Origin of the sequence: uncultured Aquabacterium sp. (assembly GCF_913773725.1) — a bacterium.
Lineage (GTDB): Bacteria > Pseudomonadota > Gammaproteobacteria > Burkholderiales > Burkholderiaceae_C > Aquabacterium.
Genome location: NZ_CAJYGK010000127.1, coordinates 1 through 3,465 on the forward strand (window position 1 = coordinate 1; position 3,465 = coordinate 3,465).

Genomic DNA, 3,465 nt, shown 5'->3' on the forward strand with positions numbered 1-3,465 from the left:
CGCTGATCTGGAGTGCCCGTACTGCCGGGCCTACTTCCCGGTGCTCAAAGGCTGGATCGACGCCCATCCCGAAGTGAACTGGCAGTGGCGGCACCTGCCGCTGACGATGCACGATCCTGTGGCTACAGCCGAGGCGCGGATCGCGGAATGTGCGGGCGAGATCGGCGGGCATGACGCCTTCTGGAAAGCCGTGGCGTGGATTTACACGCACACCCGCGGCGACGGCCAGGGCCTGCCGCCCGATGTGCCTTACCCCGACCTCACGCCCGATGTGCAGCGCTGCCTCGGCAGCGACCGTCCCGACTCTGCCATTCGGGATCAAGCTGCCGAGGCAGCGAAGCTCGGCATCAAGGCCACGCCAACCCTGCAAGTGCGCGATCGCCAGTCCGGCAAGACGATTCTGCTGCCCGGTCCCGTCGAGGGGGATGCCTTACTGTCGGCGATCGACTGGATTGCCAGTGGTCACGACACCAGCGCGACGGCATCACCGCCTTGAATGCGGCAATCCCGCTATTCGGTTTCTTGCTGGAGAGCCAAGCAACCCTGCGATTGACTTGAGCCTGTCGTCCCTCCATCGCGTGCCATGATGCCTTCGTTCTCATTCCTGTCATCCCTACATCCGGCCAGCGCGCTTTGCAGCGCGATCGGGCTGTGCGCGGCGCTAGTGTTCTCATCCGCGCAAGCCGCTGACGTCATCGCCTTCACCGACACGCAGCATCCAGTGAGCAACGCGAACGGCATTCGTGTGGTGCTGCTCGATGCACCAGCCAACCTGGAGGCCGCACTCGGCGCACAGCTTCCGGCTGATCCCGCGCAAGCCGAAGCCATCGTCCGGCAACGTCTCGCTCAAGGCGGTGCAGGTTTGCAGCGGCAACTTGCCGATGCCTATCAGGGGATCGCCGACGCTTGGGGGCTGGGCGTCGCCAAGGTTCCTGCCGTCGTGGTCGATCACCGCTATGTGGTCTATGGCGAGCCCGACGTCACCCGTGCGGTCGACCGCATTCATGTCTACCGGAGTACCCAACCATGAGCGGTGGACTGTTTGCCCCGACCCACCGAATGCGGGCCGTCATTGCGGCCTTGCTGCTGGGCGCCGCCGGTTCGACGTTCGCGGTGAACACCGCGACCATCATCGCCTCGGTGCTGTCGCCGGACTGCCTGCAATACCGCGTCGTCGGCATCTGCTACTGGCTTAGCTGTGGCTTGGGCGGTTGCACGGTCCTTACCTCGGTCAAGGTGCGGCATTACATCCCGGATGCTGTGGTGTCGAGCTACTCGAACACAGGCGAGAATCCGTGGATCGAAATGCGGCCCATGAGCCTGCCCAACCCGACCGCCCAAGCCGGTGGTGATGGCACGACCAACCAAGGCAGCGAAAACAACCTTGCCAAGTTCAAGAATGCCGACGTGATCGGTCATCCGGCCGCTGCGGTCTTCGCCCGGTACGCCAGCCAGTTCGGTTATACCTGCACCGGCGCTGGCACTGCCTTCATGCCGTATCTGCTGAGCACACTCGATACGGTGGCTTGGCGCTACGACGTGCCCGAGGCAGTCTACCCCGAGGCGCTGATTCCCGGCATGCGCGAGATCGGTGGTCGCCTAACGATGAATCTGTGGGGCACCGTCTATCCGCGCGGCGGACTGCTGCACCAGACCGACGACTACAAGAGTGGTGCCGTCATCGCGCAGCGCGCGGGCGACGTGGTGACGCGCAGCGGCCAGATCCACGTCTACCAGCCGCTGCTTGCCAGCGCGCACGACGGCTACTGGCCGGCTGGCGCACTGATCGAAAGTGACGCCTCGACGGGAAAGTGGCAGGAACTGACGCCGACGCTCTCGACCACCTGCGCCGTGTTCCCCAACAGCAACGTGCATGTGCAAACCACGCAGGGCGACTACGCCTGGGCGCTGTGGCGTCCGTATGCCTGCTGCCAGCGTCGTGGTCAGACGTTCCTGGGCAGCACCGATTTCATGTGAGGGCCTGTCGATGAACATGCGCATGACGAATCTTGCCTGCCGCGCGAGGCTCTACCTCTGGCGGAGCTTGCTCGCAGTCGCCGGATCGGTGCTGGTGACAAGCGTGGTCTGGGCGCAGCAAACCCGCATTGACAGCAACGGCGCCAGCGTCAACGGCAGCGTGATCGGCGACGACGTGCTCTACAGCGTCGGCGGCGGCCGCGCCGTGTCCATGGGCGGTGCGGGAAATATGCAGAGTCTCGGCGTGGGACTGGGCTGGAACAGCAACCTAATCTGCGGCGACATGAACCTGTCGACCACGCTGCAAAACCAGCTCAACGGCGTCACCAACGGTTTCCAGACGATCATGAGCAGCGTCATCCAGAACGCCACCAGCGCGGTGGCGTCGCTGCCCGCGCTCATCATCCAGCGCGCCGATCCGGGCCTCTACAACCTGCTGACCAACGGTATCCTGCAGGCACGGCTGGATTTCGACCGCAGCAAGATGACCTGCCGCGCCATCGCCAACCGCATGGCAGACATGGCCGGCGGCCAGGCGAGCTGGGACCAGCTCGCCGAAGGCATGGCGCTCAAACAAGCAGTCGGCAGCGCCGATGCCGTCTCCGCAGTCGAACAGGCCGAGACCAGCAAGGGCAACAACGGCGTGCCGTGGGTCGGCGGCAGCAATGCCGGAGGCAGCGGCCAGCGTTCGATCAAGGTCGTCAGTGACGTCACGCGCGCCGGTTACAACCTGCTCAACGGGCGCAGCGCTACCGATACTTCCTCGATCGACACCACGACCTGCGGTAACCGGCTGACCTGCCAGACCTGGTCGTCGCCGCAGGCAGCCTCCGATTGGGCGACGCGCGTGCTCGGCGAGCGCGAACAGCAGACCTGCGAAAGCTGCACGAAAACGCAGACCACGCCGGGCGTGGGGCTGACGCCGCTGATCCAGGAAGAGTACGACACCAAGCTCAAGGCGCTGCAAGACCTGGTTACCGGGGCCGAGCCGACGACGCCGGCCAACCTCGACGCGGCAAGCAGCAACTCGCTGCCGGTCACGCGCGGCGTGATCGAGGCGCTACGCGACGAACCGGATCAGGACATGCTCGGTAAGCGCCTGGCCTCCGAAGTGGCGCTGTCGAGTGTGCTGGAGAAGGCTCTACTGTTGCAGCGCACGCTGCTTACCGGCGCGAAGGAACCGAACGTGGCTGCCAACGATCTGGCGGTGAAGGCAGTAGATTCGGAGAACACCACGTTGGAACAGGAGATCAACAACCTGAAGACGGAGCTGGAGCTGCGGAGGGAACTGGCGGCCAATTCGGCCATGACCCTGATCGGTCGCCACAACACGCGCTCCGACGGTTCGCGCTCGATCTTCCAGGGCGATACGACGCCCGACCGCCTGAACCAGATTCAGAAGCCCCGGAGCGGCACGCCATGACGCGCACGCACGGATGGCGGTTCGGCTGGCTGTTCAACCGCCGGAGCGGATTGGCGGTGCTCTGG

4 protein-coding genes are annotated in these 3,465 nt (G+C 64.9%); all 4 read left to right on the plus strand.

What is annotated here, in order from left to right:
• A partial coding sequence (locus tag QZ709_RS15450) for a thioredoxin domain-containing protein (protein ID WP_294638285.1) occupies nt 1–496 on the plus strand: 496 nt, incomplete at its 5' end.
• 90 nt (nt 497–586) lie between these two features.
• Nucleotides 587–1,030, plus strand: coding sequence for a TIGR03757 family integrating conjugative element protein (locus QZ709_RS15455; RefSeq protein ID WP_150982069.1), 444 nt, complete (start codon nt 587–589; stop codon nt 1,028–1,030).
• Entirely contained in the window at nt 1,027–1,977 is a 951-nt protein-coding gene (locus tag QZ709_RS15460) for a TIGR03756 family integrating conjugative element protein (RefSeq protein WP_175994345.1), read from the plus strand. Before QZ709_RS15455 ends, QZ709_RS15460 begins: the two co-directional genes overlap by 4 nt.
• Nucleotides 1,978–1,987: 10 nt before the next feature.
• Entirely contained in the window at nt 1,988–3,400 is a 1,413-nt protein-coding gene (locus QZ709_RS15465) for an integrating conjugative element protein (RefSeq protein ID WP_150982032.1), read from the plus strand.
• Nucleotides 3,401–3,465: the final 65 nt, after the last annotated feature.

Coding starts and splice junctions, on each gene's coding strand:
- QZ709_RS15465 (WP_150982032.1), top strand. CDS start 1,988: ATGAACATGCGCATGACGAATCTTGCCTGCCGCGCGAGGCTCTACCTC.
- QZ709_RS15455 (WP_150982069.1), top strand. CDS start 587: ATGCCTTCGTTCTCATTCCTGTCATCCCTACATCCGGCCAGCGCGCTT.
- QZ709_RS15460 (WP_175994345.1), top strand. CDS start 1,027: ATGAGCGGTGGACTGTTTGCCCCGACCCACCGAATGCGGGCCGTCATT.